General features: G+C 65.4%; 15 protein-coding genes. 8 read left to right on the top strand and 7 right to left on the bottom strand.

From position 1 onward, the window contains the following. The first annotated feature begins 296 nt into the window (after window positions 1–296). From EYB42_RS01315 to EYB42_RS01305, 3 genes are all read left to right on the top strand, one after another. Window positions 297–1391, top strand: a complete 1095-nt coding sequence (locus EYB42_RS01315) for a hypothetical protein (RefSeq protein ID WP_135447328.1) — start codon at window positions 297–299, stop codon at window positions 1389–1391. 83 nt (window positions 1392–1474) lie between these two features. Next, on the top strand, window positions 1475–2986 hold the full coding sequence (gene gatB / locus EYB42_RS01310; protein WP_135447326.1) for an Asp-tRNA(Asn)/Glu-tRNA(Gln) amidotransferase subunit GatB: 1512 nt from the start codon (window positions 1475–1477) through the stop codon (window positions 2984–2986). A 111-nt stretch (window positions 2987–3097) separates the two neighbouring features. Beyond that, complete coding sequence (locus EYB42_RS01305) at window positions 3098–3484, top strand: DUF4177 domain-containing protein (protein WP_135447324.1); 387 nt, start codon at window positions 3098–3100, stop codon at window positions 3482–3484. On the opposite strand, the gene EYB42_RS01300 is transcribed toward EYB42_RS01305, so the two are convergent. From EYB42_RS01300 to EYB42_RS01280, 4 genes are all read right to left on the bottom strand, one after another. Beyond that, the gene (locus EYB42_RS01300; protein ID WP_135447321.1) at window positions 3485–4585 is read right to left on the bottom strand and encodes a pyridoxal phosphate-dependent aminotransferase; all 1101 of its coding nucleotides are present in this window, start codon (window positions 4583–4585) and stop codon (window positions 3485–3487) included. Between the two features lie 40 nt (window positions 4586–4625). Next, window positions 4626–4955, bottom strand: a complete 330-nt coding sequence (locus tag EYB42_RS01295; RefSeq protein ID WP_135447319.1) for a DnaJ family domain-containing protein — start codon at window positions 4953–4955, stop codon at window positions 4626–4628. A gap of 126 nt (window positions 4956–5081) precedes the next feature. After that, window positions 5082–8198: a valine--tRNA ligase gene (locus tag EYB42_RS01290; protein WP_135447317.1), complete on the bottom strand. Its 3117-nt coding sequence runs from the start codon at window positions 8196–8198 to the stop codon at window positions 5082–5084. A 1264-nt stretch (window positions 8199–9462) separates the two neighbouring features. Next, window positions 9463–9894, bottom strand: a complete 432-nt coding sequence (locus EYB42_RS01280; protein WP_135447315.1) for an Lrp/AsnC family transcriptional regulator — start codon at window positions 9892–9894, stop codon at window positions 9463–9465. A gap of 214 nt (window positions 9895–10108) precedes the next feature. On the opposite strand from EYB42_RS01280, the gene EYB42_RS01275 reads away from it, so the two are divergent. From EYB42_RS01275 to aguB, 4 genes are all read left to right on the top strand, one after another. After that, the gene (locus EYB42_RS01275; protein ID WP_135447313.1) at window positions 10109–11254 is read left to right on the top strand and encodes a type III PLP-dependent enzyme; all 1146 of its coding nucleotides are present in this window, start codon (window positions 10109–10111) and stop codon (window positions 11252–11254) included. Window positions 11255–11337: 83 nt separating this feature from the next. After that, on the top strand, window positions 11338–13623 hold the full coding sequence (locus EYB42_RS01270) for a xanthine dehydrogenase family protein molybdopterin-binding subunit (protein WP_135447311.1): 2286 nt from the start codon (window positions 11338–11340) through the stop codon (window positions 13621–13623). Beyond that, the gene (locus EYB42_RS01265; RefSeq protein ID WP_135447309.1) at window positions 13595–14713 is read left to right on the top strand and encodes a DUF2235 domain-containing protein; all 1119 of its coding nucleotides are present in this window, start codon (window positions 13595–13597) and stop codon (window positions 14711–14713) included. The genes EYB42_RS01270 and EYB42_RS01265 overlap by 29 nt, the downstream gene beginning before the upstream one ends. Before the next feature lie 36 nt (window positions 14714–14749). Then, window positions 14750–15622: an N-carbamoylputrescine amidase gene (gene aguB, locus EYB42_RS01260; protein WP_135447307.1), complete on the top strand. Its 873-nt coding sequence runs from the start codon at window positions 14750–14752 to the stop codon at window positions 15620–15622. A 54-nt stretch (window positions 15623–15676) separates the two neighbouring features. Here the strand turns inward: aguB and EYB42_RS01255 are convergent, their stop codons facing one another. Further along, window positions 15677–16966: a citrate synthase gene (locus tag EYB42_RS01255; RefSeq protein WP_135447305.1), complete on the bottom strand. Its 1290-nt coding sequence runs from the start codon at window positions 16964–16966 to the stop codon at window positions 15677–15679. Between the two features lie 96 nt (window positions 16967–17062). Next, window positions 17063–18463: a glutamate--tRNA ligase gene (gene gltX / locus EYB42_RS01250; RefSeq protein WP_135447303.1), complete on the bottom strand. Its 1401-nt coding sequence runs from the start codon at window positions 18461–18463 to the stop codon at window positions 17063–17065. 77 nt (window positions 18464–18540) lie between these two features. Between gltX and EYB42_RS01245 the strand changes: the two genes are divergently transcribed. Continuing rightward, window positions 18541–20616, top strand: a complete 2076-nt coding sequence (locus tag EYB42_RS01245; protein WP_346763294.1) for a ComEC/Rec2 family competence protein — start codon at window positions 18541–18543, stop codon at window positions 20614–20616. Here the strand turns inward: EYB42_RS01245 and lexA are convergent. Next, window positions 20610–21296: a transcriptional repressor LexA gene (gene lexA / locus EYB42_RS01240; RefSeq protein ID WP_135447300.1), complete on the bottom strand. Its 687-nt coding sequence runs from the start codon at window positions 21294–21296 to the stop codon at window positions 20610–20612. The genes EYB42_RS01245 and lexA overlap by 7 nt on opposite strands. Between the last annotated feature and the right edge of the window lies 1 nt (window position 21297).

The following is a 21297-nucleotide window of genomic DNA, read 5'->3' as shown; positions in this document are numbered from 1 at the left end:
GGTTGACTGCCCACGCAACCTGCCAATGCAACCGATCCCAAGAACAGGCACCCAAGCCGCGCAAGACCCGCGCAACCCTTTGCCATGTCATCCGAAATCCACTGCAATTTCATCATTCCGCCCTGATCTGGGACAAACCTGCGACAAATGCGACCGCACCGGGTCGCCCCGGAAACGAGTCGATGCTGATTACACCGTCACTTCTGCACGTGAAAACTCGGTCCGGCCGGCATCAGCAGGATCCTGCCAACCTGCTGCGGCCACGCGGCAAGGCTGCCGGGTTCGCGCCGGACGGAATGACCGCGGTCGAGATTCTGGCCCGACTTGATGTCGAGGTGATGGGACAAGGCCCGGAAGCGACCGAATGGCAATGTGTCCGCAACGACCACGCTGCGATGGCGGACGCAGGGGAATGGCATGATCTTCTAGACGCGCTGCGCTTTGCCGATCAGGACCGCACCATGGCCTCGGGCGGGCAGCGTGTTGCGCCGCTGATCAGCGAAGGCGTCAGGTCAACCCTGACCGCGGCGCTGGCGCGGAACGATTTTGCCCGTGCCGGTGACGAACTGGCCCGCTTCCAGGCGGTATTCGAACTTTCGCCGGGCGACCATGCCGCAGCTCATCTGCTGGCGCAGGCCCTTATCGACATTGGCGCCGCCAAGCGCGATGCCGCCGGTCGCGGGCAGATGTCGCAGGATCTCTGGGCCGAAAGCGCCGCTCACTATGCCGCGGCCGAGGAGATCCTGGATGACTTCGACCCGATCGAGCAGATGTCGCCCCTGCTGGCAGCGACCCGCTATCAGCTCATTGGCGGGATCGAGGCGGGTGTCGGACTTTGCCGCGACTGGTTCGAGGACTGGTGCGACCTTGACCCAGAGGACGCCCGCGCCCATGCCACGCATGCGATCCACATGCTGCCGGGCTGGCATGGCTCGCTGACCATGTTCGAGAAGGAGGCACGCCGCGCAGCCCACATCACCCACGGCGTCACCGGCAAGGCGGCCTATGCGATCTTCCATCTTTCGGCGCTGGACAGGCTGGGCGATCTTCTGCCGTCGCTGGATCTTGAATTCTTCATCGAAGCCCTCGCGGACTATCAGGCCGCGACCGGGTGCCAGCACCGCGCGAATGTCGCCGCCAACATCCTGACCGAACTGGTGCGCGACTACCGGTTGGCCGGGCCCGCGGCCAACTATCAGCTGACCAAGGCCCGCACGGCGCTGTCCGACATCTTCTGGAACCGGCTTCACGAGGTGCATCTGAATCGCTGGGAACACCGGGCCGATAGCCTGGCCTTTGCCCTGTGGGAGGTGTTCGGGCCGGCGCTGAAACGCGGGGCACGCATTGCGCGGCGCGGCCAAGGCCTTTACACGCGCGTGCCCCGCAGCTGACGGTCTTACCTTCCCGAACGCCCTTGCCCAGAAGCCGCGCGCGGCCTAAGACCGGCGCGCGACGATAGCCGTGAGGATGCGCCATGCTTGACCTGACCTATACCGCGCCTGCGCCCAAGGTGATCGCCGGGGCCAAGGCCGACTGGGAACTGGTGATCGGGATGGAAATCCACGCCCAGGTGTCCTCGAACGCCAAGCTGTTTTCCGGCGCTTCCACCGCCTTCGGGGCAGAGCCGAATTCCAACGTCTCCTTCGTCGATGCGGCGATGCCGGGCATGCTGCCCGTTATCAACGAATTCTGCGTCGAACAGGCGGTGCGCACCGGGCTGGGGCTGAAGGCGAAGATCAACCTGGTCTCGGCCTTCGACCGCAAGAACTATTTCTACCCCGATCTGCCGCAGGGCTACCAGATCAGCCAGCTCTACCACCCGATCGTGGGCGAGGGCGAGGTGATCGTCGAGATGGGCCCCGGCATCGCCCGCCGCGTGCGGATCGAGCGCATCCACCTGGAACAGGACGCGGGCAAGTCGATTCACGACATGGACCCGAACCTTTCGTTCGTCGATTTCAACCGGACCGGCGTCGCGCTGATGGAGATCGTCAGCCGCCCCGACATCCGCGGCCCCGAGGAGGCGGCGGCCTATGTGACCAAGCTGCGCCAGATCCTGCGATATCTCGGCACCTGTGACGGCAACATGCAGAACGGCAACCTGCGGGCGGACGTGAACGTCTCGGTCTGCCGGCCGGGGGCCTACGAAAAATATCAGGAAACCGGCGACCACCGTCATCTCGGCACCCGCTGCGAGATCAAGAACATGAACTCGATGCGCTTCATCCAGCAGGCGATCGAGTACGAGGCGCGTCGCCAGATTGCCATTCTTGAGGACGGCGGCGCGGTGGTGCAGGAGACCCGGCTCTATGACCCCGACAAGGGCGAGACCCGGTCGATGCGGTCGAAGGAAGAGGCGCATGACTACCGCTATTTCCCCGACCCCGACCTGCTGCCGCTGGAACTGGATCAGGTCTGGGTCGATGACATCGCCGCGCGGATGCCGGAACTGCCGGACGCCAAGAAGGCGCGGTTCATGGCGGATTACGGCCTGACCGACTATGACGCGAACGTGCTGACGGCCGAACTCGACGCGGCGAACTATTTCGACGCGGTGGCTCGTGGCCGCGACGGCAAGATGGCAGCGAACTGGGTCATCAACGAGCTGTTCGGCCGGCTGAAGAAGGAAGGCCACGAGATCGCGGAAAGCCCGGTCTCGGCCGCGCAGCTGGGCGGGATCATCGACCTGATCGCCGCCGGCACGATCAGCGGCAAGATTGCCAAGGATCTGTTCGAGATAGTCTATACCGAAGGCGGCGACCCGGCCGAGATCGTCGAGGCGCGCGGGATGAAGCAGGTCACCGACACCGCTGCCATCGAGAAGGCGGTAGACGAAATCATCGCTGCCAACCCTGACCAGGTGGCCAAGGCGAAGGTGAACCCCAAGCTTGCCGGTTGGTTCGTGGGCCAGGTGATCAAGGCTAGTGGCGGCAAGGCGAACCCGGCCACGGTCAATGCGCTGGTGTCGGCAAAGCTGGGGCTCTGACCGGCGGGCTGTTGCCCACAGGGCGCGGTCAGGCGGGAAAGATGGCCGTCGCGGTTTGCGGGACGGGGAGCAATCCCGTATCACTTCCGCGACAGAGGCGGGAGAAAGCCGATGCAACGTTACGAGTACAAGGTCATACCGGCGCCGAAACGGGGCGAAAAGGCGCGCGGGCTGAAAAGCACCGAAGAACGCTTTGCCCATGCGCTGACCCGGCTGATGAACGAGATGGGGGCAGAGGGGTGGGACTATGTGCGCGCCGACGCGCTGCCCTGCGAAGAGCGGGTAGGTCTGACCGGGACAAAGACCACCTTCCAGAATGTGCTGGTCTTCCGGCGCGTGTCGGCCGGTCTGGCAACCGAGCCGGGCCCGCTTGCGCCGCTGCGCCTGACCGCAGAGCAGCCGCCTGCCGCGCCGCCCCGTCTGGGCCCGGCCGAGGCGCCGCTGCCTGGCGCTGCTCCGGCCGTCGGTCCTGCGAAATCCGGCCTGGCTGCCGAGTGATCAGCCCGCGGCCTTCAGGGCCAGGGGCAGGGTTTCGGCAAGCATATCCAGCGCCGGTTCGTCGCCCAGGCTGATGCGGATGCAGCGGTCAAGCGGGGCCACGCCCGGCATTCGGATGAAGACGCCAAGCGCCCCAAGCTCGGCCAGCACCCGACGGGCAAAGTCGCCGTCGCGGCCGCAGTCGATGGTGACGAAATTGGTGGCCGAGGGCAGGGGCACAAGCCCGTTGTCGCAGGCAATGGCCGACAGGCGGGCGCGGGCGGCCAATGTCCTTTCCTGAACGCTGCGCAGCCAATCCTGGTCGGCCAGCGCGGCAAGCGCGCCGGCCTGGCTGATCCGGCTTATCCCGAAATGGTCGCGCACCTTGTCGAAGGCCAAAGCCAGGCCGGGACTGGTGATCGCATAGCCGACCCGCGCGCCCGCCAAGCCATAACCTTTTGAAAACGTGCGCAGCCGGATCACCTGCGGATGATCTGCCGGGATGGCGGGCACGCTGCCGGGCGGGGCGAGGTCGGCATAGGCCTCGTCCAGGATCAGAAGGCTGTGTCCGGGCAGGTTCGCCACCATGTCCTCGATCACGGCGGCGGGGTGGTGGCTGCCCATCGGATTGTCCGGGTTGGCCAGATAGATCAGCCGCGCCGCAGTGGACCGGGCGGCAGTCAGCAGGGCATCTGGATCTTCATGATCGCCCCGGTAGGGCACGCGCGTCAGCACCCCGCCGTAGCCAGCGACATGGAAGTTGAAGGTGGGATAGGCGCCAAGGCTGGTCACGACCGCAGTGCCCGGGGCCAGCGTAAGACGGCAGATCAGGCCCAGCAGGCCGTCGATGCCGGGGCCGACGGCAACGTGCGCGGGCGTAATGCCGTGATGCGCGGCAATAGCCTGTTTCAGATCGTGGTTTTCAGGATCGCCATACATCCAGGCGTCGCGCGCCGCTGCCTGCATTGCCGCGACGGCCCGGGGCGAAGGGCCGAAGAGGCTCTCGTTCGCCCCAAGCCGCGCGCGGAAGGAGATGCCGCTTCGCCGCTCCAGCGCCTCGGGACCGGTGAAGGGGACGGTAGAGGGCAGGGCGGCGGCATGGGGGGTGAGAAAGCGGTTCATGGCGCAGAGGCTGACACGGCTCGGGTGCCGCGCGCAAGCCTCAGCGCAGGAACTTCCGTCGCGACTCTTCCGCGATTGCTTGCAACATCTCCAGCCGGGCAAGCTCTGCCATTGAAGCCTTGCGCGCTGTTTCGTCGGTCAGTCCTGCCAGCAGTGCGCGCTGGGCGGCGACGTGCTTCTTCAGCACGATCTCCTCGGGCAGGACGCCGGTCTGTGCCATGATGCGGAAGCCCGCCGCGTCGCCAGGCGAGACGTAGACATCGCCCGGCCGGTCGGGCAGCGGCTTGCCTTCGCCTTCGAGGTTCCGAAGCTGGCCCTGCAAGCGGGCCTTCTGGATCTGGCGTTCGGCCAGGCGAGAGAGCCAGGACATGACTGCACGTCTTTCTACCTGAAGATGCGTCCGGCTGATGCTGCAGACAAGGGGGCTTTGCGCCCCCTTTGCCCCGGAGCAAGTCCGGGGCTCACCCCCCGCAGGATATTTTTCCAGAGAGGAAGATCAGGACAGGTCAGCGAGCCGTTTCAGCGCTTCAGTGATCTTCCGGGCTTCGTCTTGCCGGGCCTCGAGGTTCGCCTGTGCCTCCATCACCACGTCCTCGGGGGCGGACTTGACGAAGTTCGGGTTGTCGAGCCTGCCCTTCAGCCCGGCGATTTCCTTTGTCAGCTTGTCCAGCGCCTTCTGCAGGCGGGATTTTTCTTCGGTGATGTCGATAAGGCCTTCCAGCGGAATGGCGAAGGCCGCGCCTTCCGCCGTCACGGCGATCGACCCCTTCGGCGCTGCGCCCTCTGTGATGCTGTCCACACGGGCGAGGCGCTTGATCAGCGCCTCGTTCCGCTGGAAGGCGGCCCGCGCCTCGTCGGTCAGCGAAGTGGCCACGAGATCGGCCTTCAGTCCCACCGGCACATGCACCTGCGCCCGGGCCGAGCGGATGTCGTCGATCAGCGTGGTTACGAAGGTCATTTCGCGTTCGGCGTCGCGGTCGATCAGGGTTACGGGAAGGTCCGGCCAATCGGTGTGGACAAGGAGTTTCTCCCGTTTGCCGGTGGTGCCCCAGAGCTCTTCGGTGATGAAGGGCATGAAGGGGTGCAGCAGGATCATCGACTGGTCCAGCACCCAGGCCATGGTGGCACGGGTTTCGGCGGCATCAGGACCGTCGAACAGCGGCTTCGCGAATTCGACGTACCAGTCGCAGACCTTGCCCCAGACGAACTTGTAAAGCGCGTCCGCCGCCTGGTCGAAGCGGAAGTTTTCCAGCGCCTCGTTCACCTCGGTCAGGGTGCGGGCGGTTTCGCCGATGATCCAGCGGTTGGCGGTGGCCTTCGGTTGCGGAGCGGGGCCGGTCTCGTGGCCTTCCCAGACCCCGTTCATCTCGGCAAAGCGGCAGGCGTTCCAGAGCTTGGTGCCGAAGTTGCGGTAGCCGGCGATGCGCTGGGTATCGAGCTTCAGCACGCCCCCAAGGCTGGCCATCGCCGCATTGGCGAACCGCAGTGCGTCGGCGCCGTATTCGTCGATGATCTCGAGCGGGTCGATGACGTTGCCCAGCGACTTCGACATCTTCTTGCCCTTGGCGTCGCGGACAAGGCCATGCAGATAGACGGTGCGGAACGGGATGTCGTTCACCACCGCAAGCTGCATCATCATCATCCGGGCGACCCAGAAGAACAGGATGTCCTGGCCCGTCACCAGGACCGAGGTGGGGAAGTATTTCTTCAGCTCCGGCGTGTCTTCCGGCCAGCCCAGCGTGCCGATCGGCCAGAGGCCCGAAGAAAACCAGGTGTCCAGCACGTCCGGGTCGCGCCACACGGGATAGATCAGCCGGGTCGGATCCTGCGTCGTCTCGTATTCGGCAAGCGCGGCGGCCAGCATGTCCACCGCGGCGGCGCGGTCGGCGACTTCCACGACGCGGGCGGCATTCAGCGGCACCGGCAGGGCGGCAAGGTCGTCGCGGAAGCGTTCCGCGACCCCGGCGAAGTCGGCGGCGCAATGGAAGCGTGCGTCGCGCGTGACATAGCCGCCATCGCCCAGCAGGCGCAGCATCTCGACCGGGTCGAGCGCGCCGTCGCCTTCGTCGTCGGCAAAATCCGGGGCGGCAAGGTCGAGCCCGTACCAGACCGGGATCTGGTGACCCCACCAGAGCTGGCGCGAAATGCACCACGGCTCGATGTTCTCCAGCCAGTGGTAATAGGTCTTTTCGCCGCTTTGCGGGATGATCTTGGTCCGGCCCGTCCGCACCGCATCCAGCGCGGGCCCGACGATCTGCGCGGTATCGACAAACCACTGGTCGGTCAGCATGGGCTCGATCACCACCTTCGAGCGGTCGCCGAAGGGCTGCATGATCGGTTTGGACTCCACATAGGGCACCCGCTCCAGGTGTTCGGCGCCGGTTTCCTTGTCGATGCTCTTCCTCACCACGGTGACGGCAAGGCCCTCGGCCGTGATCTGTTCGACCAAGCGCTTGCGGGCCTCATACCGGTCAAGGCCGCGGAGGTCGTCGGGGACAAGGTTGATTGTGTCAACTTCCGCTTCGGTCAGGGTGGTCTCGCCCCTGGCGACGGCCATGGCGATGGCGGCCGCCTCGGCATAGGGCATGCCGTCGTCGCGCATCCGGGCGCGGGTGTCCATCAGTCGGTAGCAGGGGATGCCCGCGCGCCTTGCCACGGCATAGTCGTTGAAATCGTGCGCGCCGGTGATCTTTACGGCGCCTGACCCGAAGGTGGGGTCGGGGTATTCGTCGGCGATGATGGGGATCAGGCGGCGATGTTCCTTCGGACCGACAGGAATTTCACAGAACTTACCGATAATTGGCGCATAGCGTTCATCCGATGGGTGAACCGCAACCGCGCCATCACCAAGCATCGTTTCCGGCCGGGTGGTCGCGATGGAAATGTAATCCCGGACCTCACGGAAGGTCACGTTGCCTTCGGCGTCCTTCTCGACATATTCATAGGTTTCGCCCCCGGCCAGCGGGTACTTGAAGTGCCACATGTGGCCGGGCACCTCGATGTTCTCGACCTCGAGATCGGAAATCGCCGTCTCGAAATGCGGATCCCAGTTCACCAGCCGCTTGCCGCGGTAGATCAGGCCCTTGCGATACATGTCCACGAACACCTTGATGACGGCATCGTGGAAGTTGCCTTCCTCGCCCTCAGGCGCGCCGGGGGCGCCTGACATGGTGAAGGCTTCGCGATCCCAGTCGCAGGAACAGCCCAGACGCTGCAACTGACCGATGATGGTCCCGCGAGATTTCTTCTTCTGTTCCCAGACCCTTGCAACGAATTTCTCGCGTCCCATCTCGCGGCGGGTTGGTTCGCCGTTCGCGGCCATTTCGCGCTCGGTGACCATCTGGGTTGCGATGCCGGCATGGTCGGTCCCCGGCTGCCAGAGCGTGTCGAACCCGCGCATACGGTGCCAGCGGGTCAGGATGTCCTGCAGGGTGTTGTTGAACGCATGGCCCATGTGCAACGAGCCGGTCACGTTCGGCGGCGGGATCATGACGGAAAACGCGGGCGCGCCGGGTTTCGCATTGGCCCCCGCGCGGAAGGCGCCGGCATCGAGCCAGAGTTTCGAGATACGGGCTTCGGCCTCGGCGGCGTTGAAGGTCTTTTCCATCGGCATGCGCGTTCCCCCTGATCCGCGCGGGTTCTAGCGTGCCCCGCGCCGAAGGGAAAGACACAAGGGCGGTTGACCGGGGCGGGGCTGCACCCGACCGCTGAGGTCAAGGGGGCATCTGCCGGATGCCCCTTCCGAGGCCTCCCCGTCAGCCACTTGTTGCTGCCAGCCTTCCTGTGACGCGGCGGCAGACGGCTTTTACCAGCACGGAATGACTGCCACCTCCGAACCTTCCCAAGCTTGCCGCGCGGGATATCATCACGGTGCTCTGCGGGCTGCGCTTATGGCTGCCGGTGGGGCAGAGCTGACCTCGAAAGCTTCTCGCCGTGCTCGGTGGCCAAGCGGGCCGGCGTCAACCGTGCGGTCCCCGCGCACCACTTCGGCGATGTTCGGGGGCTTTTGACGGCGCTGGCGGCGGAAGGATTCCGGCGGTTACAGGCGACCCTTGACGATGCAGATGCAGGCGCCAGCGATCCGCGCGACCGGGCGATCCGCGCGGGCCTTGTCTGCATGCGATTTGCCGTCACGCGCCCGGCGCCTCTGCGCCATCGAAAGGCGTTCGTCGCCATACTGCCGGCCATGGCCGGTTTCCGGGGCGATGGCGGCCTGGTGACGACGACCCGCAAGGGGCTGGTGTTTCTGCGGGCGATCTGGTCAGGGGCGTTCGGGCCGGTGGGCGGACTCACCCGCACGCCCTTCCGGCCGGTCTTCTTTCCGGTGACGTGCGGCGAGGCAGGCATGCGCCTTGCCCGGCCGCGCGGGCTGCCCCTTTCCGCCGCTTTGCCGCGCTTTACGGCCATTCCGGCCAACCGGCGCCACGCTTTTCCATGCGCCCGAGGCGGGGCTAACTATTGTCGCCACGGTCAATCGGGTGGACCGGGCGGGTACGGATTGCGGCTGATGCTGCGGTAATTTGAAGAGGCGTCTGCCCCTGAACGTCATTGCAGGGGGCGGTGCCGGGCGCTACGTTCCCCATGCCTTGGCTGTTACCCTCGCCATGCGCAATGCCTTGATACGAAAGCAGAGCTGGCCGGTCTGGTGCAATTTCGGGTGCGGACCGGTTCCTGTTTCTCGACATGGACATGGTGATGATGCGGCCCGCCCTGATCCTGGCTGAAGCCGAGGACGGAAAGGTTGCGATGTGCCTTGATACCATCAATGGCTGGAGCGAGCGGCACTCGCATTGGCAAGTGCTGTTCGGTGCGTTCGTGCCGGACGAGGTGACAAGCTATCCGCACGAAAATACCGGGCCTCCCCGGTTCCTGGCGGCTCACACCGCACGGTCGATCTTGGTGGACAGGTGGATCAGGCTTTCGGATGCGCGGACCCCGGTCATTGCGCCGATCTGGTCGAGGACCTGATCCAGTACCTGGGTGTTGGGGCAGGCGACCTGCACGAGAAAGTCGAAGCGTCCGCTGGTGGTGAAGACCCGCTCGATCTCGGGGATGGACTTGAGGCGGGTCAGCACGGCGGCCTGGCTGCGCGGCTCGATCGTCAAGAGGACAGAAGCTCGCAGCCGCTCCTCGCGCGTGCCTTCCCCCAGTTTCAGCGTATAGCCTGCAATGACCCCGCTGGTCTCCAGCCGCTCCAGCCGGGCCTGGATGGTCGATCGCGCGACCTTCAGCCGGCGCGAGAGTGTGGCCACCGACATGCGCGCGTCGGCCCCCAGCAGTGCGATGATATTGCGATCGAGTTCGTCCATTCAATCTGCCGTCGTTTTCGTCATTATAACGAAGTTTCGCCGCATTTATACAGTTTTGTTCGGTGAGATTGTAACCCATATGCGGCATCCTCGATTGCAGGAAAAGGGCGGCTCATACGCACCTGGCCTGGTTCACTTGAAACCACGCTGGTGCCCGGTCCCACTGCTGCAATGGGAAGGGCGAAGCGTCTTGTTGGCAAAGGGAAATACGCCGATGGGACTCTCCAAGACGATCTGGACCAACCCCACTGAGTATCTGCGCACCCAGCAGCCGGAAAACCCGGTGCTGTTCTTCGCGCCGTCGGCCGCGCAGGCCGCGGCGCGCCGCTTCATCGACGGCTTTCCGGGAATGGTGACCTATGCGGTCAAGTCCAACCCCGGCGAGGCGATGATCGAGAATCTGGCCGCCGCCGGCATCCGCGGCTATGACTGCGCCAGCCCCTTCGAGATCGACCTGATCCGGCGCCTGGCCCCGGACGCGGCGATCCATTACAACAACCCGGTGCGCTCGCGCGCCGAGATCGCCCATGCGGTCGAACGTGGCGTCAAGTCCTACAGCGTTGATTCCAAATCAGAACTGGCCAAGCTGATCGAGATGGTCCCGACCGAGGGCACGGAAATCTCGGTCCGCTACAAGTTGCCGGTCGCGGGCGCGGCATACAACTTCGGGGCCAAGTTCGGCGCCACGGTGGAACTGGCGGTGGAGCTGCTGAAAGAAGTGGCGGCGGCGGGGTTCATCCCCTCGCTGACCTTCCACCCCGGCACGCAATGCACCGACCCCCACGCCTGGGAGGCCTACATTCGCGAAGGCGCCAACATTGCGCGGGCGGCCGGCGTGACGATTGCCCGGCTGAATGTCGGCGGCGGCTTTCCCAGCCACAGGCTGAATGCTGTCGTGCCGCAGCTTGAGGAAACCTTCCGGCTGATCGACCGGGTCACGACCGAAGCGTTCGGCACCGACCGCCCGCTTCTGGTCTGCGAACCTGGCCGGGCGCTGTGTGGCGATGCCTACGCGCTGGCCGCGCGCGTCAAGGCGCTGCGCGACGGGACGCATGTGTTCCTGAACGACGGTGTCTATGGCTCGCTGACCGAACTGCCGATGATCGGCGTGATCGACCGGATCGAGGTGCTGTCGCCTGAAGGCGACAAGCGCAAGGGCGAACCGGTTCCGCGCATCGTCTTCGGTCCGACCTGCGATTCGGTCGATCGGCTGCCCGGTGAGATCCCGCTGCCAGCTGATCTGGCGGAAGGCGACTTCATCATTTGGCAGGGGATGGGTTCCTATTCCACCGTCACCAACACCCGGTTCAACGGGTTCGGTGACGTGCAGATGGCCACTGTCCTGTCGCTGAAAGTCTGACCAACGGAAATTGCAGGAAAATCGGGCGCCCGGCTGGACAAATCCGGTCGGGCGTTCAAGCATGTGGGCGGAGGTGCCTGCCCATGGAACAGCTCAAGTTCGGTCTCGCCCAGCCCCTGAAGCGGCGCGAGGATCTGCGGTTTCTGACAGGAAATGGCCGCTATGTCTCTGACATCGTGCCTGCCGGTGCGCTCTGGGCGGTGTTCCTGCGGTCGGACCATGCGCATGGCGAGATCGCCTCGCTGGACGTGTCAGAGGCCAGGGCGATGCCCGGTGTTCATCTGGTCCTGACGGCGGATGATCTGCTGGCCCGTGGCGTGAAGCTGGGCATGAAGGGCGAGCGGATCGACACCCGTGACGGGGGGAAAGGCGCCGGGCCGGAACGCCCGGTTCTGGCGCACGGCCGGGTGCGCTTCGTTGGCGAGGCGCTGGCCGTGGTGGTGGCCGAAACGCCCGATCAGGCGCGTGACGCGCTTGAGGTGATTTCCATTGATATCAATTCCCTGGAACCTGCACTTCAACTGGACTGCAAAGAGCCGTCAATCCACCCCGAGGCACCAGCAAACCGCGCTTTCGACTTTCTGTTCGGCGACCAGCCGGGGACCGACGCGGCATTGGCCGCCTCGGCCCACCGCATCGCGCTGGAGGTGATCCACAACCGCGTCACCGCCGCGCCCATGGAGCCCCGCGCGTGCTTTGCCGAATGGGACGGCGAACGGCTGCATTTCTGCGTCAACGGCCAGGGCGTGTGGGTGCAGCGCAACGAGCTTTCCCGCATGCTGGGCCTGCCGCGCGAACGCATCCGGGTGACGAACCCCGACGTCGGCGGCGGCTTCGGAATGAAGGCGATGACCTATCCCGAATATGTGGCCATTGCCGAGGCCGCCCGGGCCCTGGGTCGCCCGGTTGCCTGGGTCTCGACCCGGACCGAAGGGATGCTGACCGACAATGCCGGGCGCGATCTTGTGGCGCGGGTCGATCTGGGGTTCGATACCGATCATCGGATCACTGGCTACAAGGTCAATCTGGTGACGAACCTTGGCGCCTACAACAGCCAGTATGGCCAGGCGATCCAGACAGAGCTTTTCGCCAAGGTGTTGACCGGGGTGTACAAGGTGCCGAGGGCTGCCCTGTTTGCAACCGGTGTATACACGAACAGCGTGCCGATTGACGCCTACCGCGGTGCGGGTCGGCCCGAGGCGATCCTGACCATCGAACGTGCGCTGGACCACGCCGCCAGGATTCTGGGCGTTGATCCGGTCGAGCTGCGGCTGAAGAATGTGATCCGCGACTTTCCCCATACCACGATTGAAGGGGAAATCATCGATGCAGGAGATTTTGCCGGCCTGCTGGAAACGGTGGCTGGGCGCTCTGCGGGCTATGCCGAGCGTCTGGCTTCCAGCCGGGCGAAAGGACTGCTGCGCGGGATGGGCGTGGCCGCCTATATCGAGGCGATCCTTGGCGACCCGGACGAGATCGCGCGCCTGGTGCTGGATGAAGACGGGGGCGCGACGCTTTTCGTCGGCACCCAGTCGAACGGCCAAGGGCATGAAAGCGTCTATTCCCGGATGGTGGCCGAGGCGACCGGCATCCCGCAGGACATGGTGCGTATTGTCGAAGGTGACAGCGACCGCATTGCCAAGGGTGGCGGCACGGGCGGATCGCGCTCGGTCACTGTGCAGGGCACGGCGACGCGGGCGACGGTCATGGGCATGATTTCCGCCTTCGAAAGCTTTCTGGCCGCAGAATGGGGGGTAGAGGCGGTCAACTTCGCCGACCATCGTTTTGGTGCCCCGGGGACCAACCACCGCCTGACCCTGGCCGAGGCGGCGGCGCTGGCGCGGGCGCGGGGGCGGCTGGATCTGGTCGACCGCAGCGAAAAGATCGTGCTGGACGGGCGATCTTTCCCGAACGGAGTGCATCTGGCCGAGGTCGAGATCGACCCCGAAACCGGCGCCCTGCGGCTGGACCGCTATTCGGTGGTCGATGACTTCGGTGTGCTGGTGGCACCGAACCTGGTCGAGGGGCAGGTGCATGGGGGCGTGGCGCAGGGCTTTGGCCAGGCGGTAACCGAATGGCTGGTGCAGGATGAAGGCGGGCAGGTGCTGACCGCCAGCTTCATGGATTACGCCCTGCCGCGCGCCACGGACCTGCCGTTCATCTCTTTCGCCGAACGGGGCGTGCCTACCCGAACCAACCCCCTCGGCATGAAGGGCTGCGGCGAGGCCGGTACGGTCGGGGCCCTTGGCGCGATCTCGAACGCCGTCCGCGATGCGCTGGCGCCGCTGGGCGTGACGCGGGTCGATATGCCCTTCACCCCCTGCAGGATCTGGACCTGGATTGAGGAGGCCCGCCACGCGACTGCTTGAGCGCCTGCGCAGCTTTTTCCGCCGGCCCCCCGAGGTCACGGCAGAACCGGCTCCCGCGCCCGAACCGGGACGGGTGCGGGGACGGGTCGATCATGTCGTGATCCTTGACGGCACCATGTCCAGTCTGGAACCGGGGCACCGCGGCAATTGCGGGATACTTTTCCAGCTGCTGCGCGAGATGGGCCATCACGCGAACCGGCGGCTTTATTACGAGCCGGGGATGCAATGGGAAGGATGGCTGCGAAGCCTGGCCATTCTGGAAGGACGCGGAATTGCGCCGCAGATCCGCCGGGCTTATGGCTGGCTGGCCTCGGGCTACCGCGAGGGCGACCGGATCTTCCTGTTCGGCTTTTCGCGTGGTGCCTATGCGGTGCGATCCCTGGGCGGGATGATCGACCGGGTCGGGCTGTTGCGGCGGGAACATGCGACTGAGCGTGCAGTCACGCTGGCCTGGCGGCATTACGAACGCGGGGGCGAAAGTGGGCCTGCCCGTGCCTTCACGCAGCGATTCTGCCATGATCGCGCCCCGATCGAGATGGTCGGGGTGTGGGACACGGTGAAAGCCCTTGGCCTGCGGCTGCCGTTCTTCTGGATGTTCACGCCTGACCGTCACGCCTTTCACAGTCACCAGCTTGGCCCCTCGATCCGGCACGGCTTTCACGCGCTGGCGCTGGACGAGACACGGATGGCCTTTGCCCCCGTGATGTGGGAATGCCCGCCGGGCTGGGAAGGGAACGTGGAACAGGTGTGGTTCCGCGGGGCGCATGGTGACATCGGCGGTCAGATCGGCGGGTTCCGCCTGGCGCGGCCCTTGGCCAACATTCCCCTTGTCTGGATGCTGGAACGGGCCGAGACGCTGGGCCTGGCCCTGCCGGAAGGCTGGCGCGCGCGCTTCCCCTGCGACCCCGACGCCCCCATGGTTGGCACTTGGCGCAGCTGGGGCAAGGCCTTCCTCTGGCGCCGCCGCCGCGTCGTCGGGCACGACCGGTCGGAACGCTTGCACGCCACGGCCGTCAAGGCTGCGGCAGGGCGCTGGCCGAACGCGCTGTCGGCTGAACAGGGCTTTTCGTCGTCCGGCCCGCGCGTATAACCTTCTGCCCGACCCGCAATCTGCCCGAGGCCAGCCATGAGACATCTCACCGTTGCCGCAACCCAATTCGCATGCACCTGGGATCTGCCCGCCAATGCCGACCGTGCCGAGGCGCTGGTGCGCCAGGCCGCAGGGCAGGGGGCGCAGGTGGTGCTGATCCAGGAACTTTTCGCAGCGCCGTATTTCTGCATCGAGCAGCACGCCCGCTATTTCGACCTCGCGCAACCTGCCGAGGGGCACCCGCTGATCGCGCAGTTCCAGTCCCTCGCGCGTGAACTGGGTGTGGTCATCCCGGTCAGTTTCTTCGAACGCGCGGGGCCTGCCTTCTTCAACTCGGTCGCCATGGTCGATGCCGATGGACGGATGCTTGGGATCTATCGCAAGAGCCACATTCCACAGGGCCCGGGTTATGAAGAGAAATACTACTTCTCGCCTGGTGATACCGGCTTTCGCGCCTGGGACACGGCCTACGGCCGGATCGGTGTCGGCATCTGCTGGGACCAGTGGTTCCCGGAATGCGCGCGCGCCATGGCGCTGCTGGGGGCAGAGGTGCTGCTTTATCCCACCGCCATCGGGTCGGAACCCCAGGCGCCCGGCTATGACAGTCAGCCACACTGGGAAATGGTAATGCGCGGGCATGCCGCGGCAAACATCGTGCCGGTCGTGGCCTCGAACCGGATCGGCACGGAAGTCGCGCCCGAGGGGCGCGAGGTTACCTTCTACGGGTCCAGCTTCATCGCCGATCACACCGGGCAGTTGCTGGCAAAGGCGGACAGGACGACAGAGGCCGTGCTGCTGCACCGCTTCGATCTTGACACCATCGCCGCATTGCGGGCGAGCTGGGGCCTTTTCCGCGACCGGCGGGTGGATCTTTATGGTCCGGTCGCCACACTCGACGGCCGCGGCTGACCTGCTTTCCGTGCGCGGCGTGTGCCGGGCTCTGCCCAGAGCCCGGCGCCGGTGTCAGCGGTGGCGCAGGTCGACGTAGTCGCGTTTCTGCGGACCGATGTAAAGCTGCCGTGGACGGCCGATCTTCTGGTTCTTGTCGGCGATCATCTCCTTCCACTGGCTGATCCAGCCAACGGTGCGCGAAATCGCGAAGATCGGCGTGAACATCGAAGTCGGGAAGCCCATCGCCTCGAGGATGATGCCCGAATAGAAATCGACGTTCGGATAAAGCTTCTTAGAGACGAAATAATCGTCTTCAAGCGCGATGCGCTCCAGCTCCTTGGCGACCTGAAGGGTTGGGTTGTCCTCGATGCCGAGAAGGCCCAGCACCTCGTCGGCCGATTCCTTCATCACCTTGGCGCGCGGGTCGAAATTCTTGTAGACCCGGTGGCCGAAGCCCATTAGCCGGAAGCCGGAATTCTTGTCCTTTGCCTTGGCGATGTATTCCGGGATACGGTCGACGGTGCCGATTTCCTTCAGCATTTCCAGGCAGGCCTGGTTCGCCCCGCCATGGGCCGGCCCCCAAAGGCAGGCGATGCCGGCGGCGATGCAGGCGAAGGGGTTGGCGCCCGAAGAGCCCGCCAGCCGCACCGTGGAGGTCGAGGCGTTCTGTTCGTGGTCCGCATGCAGCATCATGATGCGGTCCATCGCCTTTTCCAGGATCGGCGAGACGACATATTCCTCGGCCGGAACGGCAAAGCACATGTGCAGGAAATTGCCTGCATAGCTGAGCGCGTTCTTCGGATAGACGAAGGGCTGGCCCAACGAATACTTGTAGGCCATAGCGGCGATGGTCGGCAGCTTGGCGATCATGCGGATCGCGGCAACCTCGCGCTGCCAGGGATCATTGATGTCGAGGCTGTCGTGATAGAAGGCCGACATCGCGCCGACCACGCCGACCATTGTCGCCATCGGGTGGCTGTCGCGCCGGAAGCCGCGGAAGAAATAGTGCATCTGTTCATGCACCATCGTGTGCCGCGTCACGCGCTGGGTGAAATCGGCCAACTGGGAAGCGGTCGGCAGTTCGCCGTAAAGCAGCAGATAGCAGACCTCGAGATGGGTCGATTTCTCGGCCAGCTGCTCGATCGGATAGCCGCGATACAGCAGTTCACCCTTGTCGCCGTCGATGTAGGTGATCGCGCTTTCGCAGGAAGCGGTCGAGGTGAACCCGGGGTCGAAGGTGAAGACATCCGCCTCGGTGTAGAGCTTGCGGATGTCTACAACTTCGGGGCCGATGGTGGGTTTCAGGACGGGAAGCGCATAGGTCTTTCCATCCAGTTCAAGCTTGGCGACTTTGTCCGACATGGTTCTCCCCGGTCATGGCGGTCGCACCCCGGGTGGGGCGCGGCCATTTGCTATCCTGCACCCCGGTCGGGGCGGCTTCAAGGCCGGGGGCGGGGGTCAGCCCGCCGCATCTTCCAGCCGTCGAACGGTTTCATCGCGACCGATGACCAGCATCATGTCGTAAACCGAAGGTGTAACAGTCCTGCCCGCGAGCGCGGCCCTCAGAGGTGCGGCCAGTTTCCCGAAACCGATGCCGGCTTCGGCGGCTACCTCGTTGAGGATCGGCTCCAGCGAGTCCTTTGTCCAGCTAGCATTTCGCAGGCGCGGCGTCAACGATTTCAGTATACCACGGGATACCGAATCCAGCGCCTCGGCAGCTTTCGCCTCGGGCGCTATGGGCCTGTCAATCAGCAGAAAATGCGCCTTTTCCATCAGTTCCGGGAAAGTCTTCACAGACTTTTTCAGGAAGGGCAGGGCGGCCTTCATCCGCGTTTCCTGCACATCGGTCAAGGGTTCGCGCCCCGCCGCCGCAAGGAAGGCCTTCAGTTCTTGCAGCAGTGCGGCGTCGTCTGCCATGGCCATGTGATGGCCGCAGGTATTTTCCAGCTTCTTGAAATCCAGCCGCGCCGGGGCCCGCCCGATGCCGGAGAGGTCGAACATCTTCATCGCCTCCTCGCTGGTGAATATCTCGGCATCGCCATGCGCCCAGCCCAGCCGGGTCAGATAGTTACGCATCCCCGCCGCCGGATAGCCCATGGCCTGGTATTCCTCGACCCCCGTGGCCCCGTGGCGCTTCGACAGCTTCTTGCCGTCCGGGCCATGGATCAGCGGGATATGCGCCCAGACTGGCACCTGCCAGCCCATCGCATCATAGACCATCTGCTGGCGCGCCGCGTTGTTCAGGTGGTCGTCGCCGCGGATGACGTGGGTCACGCCCATGTCGTGATCGTCCACCACCACCGCCAGCATGTAGGTGGGGGTTCCGTCACTGCGCAGCACGATCATGTCGTCCAGCGTTTCATTGCGGATCACGACGCGGCCCTGCACCTTGTCGTCGATCACGGTTTCGCCGGTCCTCGGCGCCTTCATGCGGATGACATAGGGCGCGTCTGGGTGGGTTGCGGGGTCTGCGTCGCGCCAGGGCGACAGGAAAACGGGATAACGCCCCTCGGCCTCTTCCGCGGCGCGGAAGGCAGCGATTTCTTCCTGCGTGGAAAAGCACTTGTAGGCCGTTCCTCTTGCAAGCATCTGATGCGCAACCTCTGCATGACGGTCGCGCCGGGCGAACTGGCTGACCACCTCGCCGTCCCAGTCCAGCCCCAGCCATGTCAGGCCCCGCAGGATCGCCGCCGTCGCCTCGGGTGTCGATCGTTCGCGGTCGGTGTCCTCGATCCGCAGCAGGAACTTGCCCCCGCGTCCCCGCGCGTAAAGCCAGTTGAACAGCGCCGTCCGCCCGCCGCCGATATGCAGATACCCGGTAGGTGAGGGTGCGAAGCGGGTGACGACCTGAGTGGACATCTGAAGTTAACCTTTCGGAAACCATGGCGGGCTTAGGCTTGGGGCAGGGTTTAGGCAATCGCGGGGCGGGAAACAAGGTGGCGGCGCGGGCGGTCCATGCGGCGCTGGCGGGGTTGCAGGCAGAACCGGGGGCGCTGTTTCCCTGGATACCGGTGATGATAGGCTGCGGCATCGGCGCCTGGTTCTCGTTGACCGAAGAGCCGGTGGCGGGCAGCTACGCGCTGGCCGCGATGCTGCTGGCCGGGGGGGCTGCACTGGCCTTGGTGCATGATCTTGCACGGCCGGTCGGGGTGGCGGTGGCGGCACTGGCAGCGGGATGGCTTGCCGCAGGCATCCGCGCGCACATCCTTGACGCGCCAATGCTGGAATTCCGCTATCACGGCCCTGTCGAAGGGCGCATCGTGGGCATCGACCGGTCGCAGTCCGATGCGCTGCGCCTGACGCTGGACCGGGTGGTGCTGCGCGATCTGCCGCCCGCCCGGACCCCCGCGCGGGTCCGTGTTTCGCTGCAAGGGGACCAGCCCTGGTTGCAGCCGGCCCCCGGCCAGGTAGTCATCCTGACGGCTAGCCTTGCCGCGCCCGACGGCCCGGTGGAACCCGGCGCCTTCGATTTCCGGCGAATGGCCTATTTCGACCAGCTTGGTGCCGTGGGCTACACGCGCACGCCCGTCCTGCTGCTGGCGGAACCAGAGGGCGGCGCGCTGCCGATCGACCGGCTGCGTCGCAATCTGACGCAGGCCATGCTGGCGCGGATGGACGGGCAGGCCGGCGCCTTTGCCGCCGGCGCGATGACCGGTGACCGGTCCGCCATCACGGAAGAGACGGTCAGGGCGCTGCGCGACTCTTCCCTGGCGCATCTGCTGGCGATCTCGGGGATGAACATGGCCTTCCTCACCGGCTTCGTCTTTGCGCTGATCCGCTACGGGCTGGCCTTGGTGCCGTTCGTGGCGCTGCGGCTGAATTCGAAGAAGGCGGCTGCGCTGGCCAGCCTCGGGGTGGCCTTCTTCTACCTGCTGCTGTCCGGGGCCAATGTCGCGACCGAGCGCGCCTTCATCATGATTTCCGTCTTTCTGGGCGCGATCCTGCTGGACCGTCGCGCGCTGACGCTGCGTTCTGTGGCCGTGGCGGGTGCGATCCTGCTGCTGCTGAAGCCGGAAAGCCTGCTTGAGCCGGGGTTCCAGATGTCCTTCGCAGCGACTGTGGCGCTGATCGCGGGATTTGCCGCGATCGACCGCGGCCTCTATCGCGAAGCGCTGCCGGGCTGGGTGCGGCCCGTCTTTGCGCTGGTCCTGTCCTCGCTGATCGGCGGGTTGGCGACTGCGCCCTACGCAGCAGCCCATTTCAACCGGTTCGCCGACTTGGGCCTCTTGGCCAACCTGCTGACCGTGCCGGTCATGGGGGCGGTGGTGATGCCGGCCGGTGCCGTCGCCGCATTGCTCGCGCCCTTCGGACTGTCGGGCGTCGCACTGCATGTGATGGAACTGGGCGCGCGCTGGATTCTGATCGTGGCTCACTGGATCGCAGGGCTGGAGGGATCGGTGACGGCGGTTCCCGCACCCGGGCCCTGGGTGCTACCAGTATTCACGCTGGGGGCGATCTGGCTGATCCTTTGGCGGGGGCCCATCCGCTGGGCAGGGTCGGCAGCGATTCTGGTGGCCCTGGTGCTTTGGGCCATGGCGGATCGGCCGGATCTGCTGATCTCGGCCGACGGCAAGCTGGCGGGGCTGGTCGGGCCCGGTGGGCGGGCCTTGTCGGCAGCGACGGGCGGCGGGTTTGCCGCTGAAAGCTGGCTGGAGAATGATGGCGATCTGGTCAGTCAGGCGCAGGCGGCGGCCCGGCCAGGCTTTACCGGGCCCAAAGGCGAACGCTGGTTCGATCTGGGCGGTGTGAAAGGGGTGATCCTGTCGGGAGGGGCGGCAGAAAGCAGGCTGGCGCCAGCCTGCGCAGGGGCCGGGCTGGTCGTTCTGGCCGCGAAGGCCACAGATCCGCCCCAAGGGTGCCCGCTGATCGACGCAACGGTTCTTTCGGTGACTGGTGCCTTGGCCGTCTGGGCCGGGAAGGAAGGGCTTCGACTGGTGCCGGCACGCGGCACCCGCAGGCTCTGGTCGCCGCCCCAGCGCGCAATGGCCCTGCCGAACCTGTCGCCTCAGTAGCTGCGGATCAGGCCAACAAGCCGACCCTGCACCTTGACCAGATGCTCGGGGAACACCCGCGTCTCGTAGGCAGGGTTCGCGGCTTCCAGTGCAATCATGTTGCCACGGCGGCGGAAGCGTTTCAGCGTGGCCTCGTGATCCTCGACCAGAGCCACGACAATATCGCCATTCTCGGCAGTGGACTGTTCGCGGATCACCACGATGTCGCCATCGTTGATCCCGGCCTCGATCATGGAATCGCCTTTGACTTCAAGCGCGTAGTGTTGACCTTTGCCCGACAGCATCGAGCCGGGCACGGCCACATGATGCGAGACCTCGGAAATCGCCTCGATCGGGACGCCAGCGGCGATCCGGCCCATTACGGGAAGTTCAAGCGCGTGAACCGGTGAAACCGCCATTGCGCCTCTGGGCGGATCGGTCCGGTCGCCCCGGATGAGCTTTGGCGAGAAACCTGGCTTTTCCATCGCCTCGGGCAACTTGACGATTTCCAGAGCGCGGGCTCGGTGCGCAAGGCGGCGGATGAAGCCGCGTTCCTCCAGCGCCGTGATGAGGCGATGGATCCCCGACTTCGACCGCAGGTCCAACGCATCCTTCATCTCGTCGAACGAGGGGGGCACGCCGTCCCGGTCCATCCGCATCTTGATGAAGTCGAGGAGTTCCAACTGTTTGCGCGTCAGCACG

This window comes from Tabrizicola caldifontis, assembly GCF_004762095.1.
GTDB lineage: Bacteria > Pseudomonadota > Alphaproteobacteria > Rhodobacterales > Rhodobacteraceae > Tabrizicola > Tabrizicola caldifontis.
Note: the sequence above shows the minus strand (reverse complement) of the source record. Positions and strands in the feature narration are given on the sequence as shown.

Bases quoted from the DNA above. Each gene is read 5' to 3' on its own strand.
- EYB42_RS01315 (WP_135447328.1), top strand. From the start codon at position 297: ATGACCGCGGTCGAGATTCTGGCCCGACTTGATGTCGAGGTGATGGGA.
- gltX (WP_135447303.1), bottom strand. From the start codon at position 18,463: ATGTCCACTCAGGTCGTCACCCGCTTCGCACCCTCACCTACCGGGTAT.
- EYB42_RS01305 (WP_135447324.1), top strand. From the start codon at position 3,098: ATGCAACGTTACGAGTACAAGGTCATACCGGCGCCGAAACGGGGCGAA.
- EYB42_RS01300 (WP_135447321.1), bottom strand. From the start codon at position 4,585: ATGAACCGCTTTCTCACCCCCCATGCCGCCGCCCTGCCCTCTACCGTC.
- EYB42_RS01275 (WP_135447313.1), top strand. From the start codon at position 10,109: ATGGGACTCTCCAAGACGATCTGGACCAACCCCACTGAGTATCTGCGC.
- aguB (WP_135447307.1), top strand. From the start codon at position 14,750: ATGAGACATCTCACCGTTGCCGCAACCCAATTCGCATGCACCTGGGAT.
- EYB42_RS01295 (WP_135447319.1), bottom strand. From the start codon at position 4,955: ATGTCCTGGCTCTCTCGCCTGGCCGAACGCCAGATCCAGAAGGCCCGC.
- EYB42_RS01280 (WP_135447315.1), bottom strand. From the start codon at position 9,894: ATGGACGAACTCGATCGCAATATCATCGCACTGCTGGGGGCCGACGCG.
- EYB42_RS01270 (WP_135447311.1), top strand. From the start codon at position 11,338: ATGGAACAGCTCAAGTTCGGTCTCGCCCAGCCCCTGAAGCGGCGCGAG.
- gatB (WP_135447326.1), top strand. From the start codon at position 1,475: ATGCTTGACCTGACCTATACCGCGCCTGCGCCCAAGGTGATCGCCGGG.
- EYB42_RS01290 (WP_135447317.1), bottom strand. From the start codon at position 8,198: ATGCCGATGGAAAAGACCTTCAACGCCGCCGAGGCCGAAGCCCGTATC.
- EYB42_RS01255 (WP_135447305.1), bottom strand. From the start codon at position 16,966: ATGTCGGACAAAGTCGCCAAGCTTGAACTGGATGGAAAGACCTATGCG.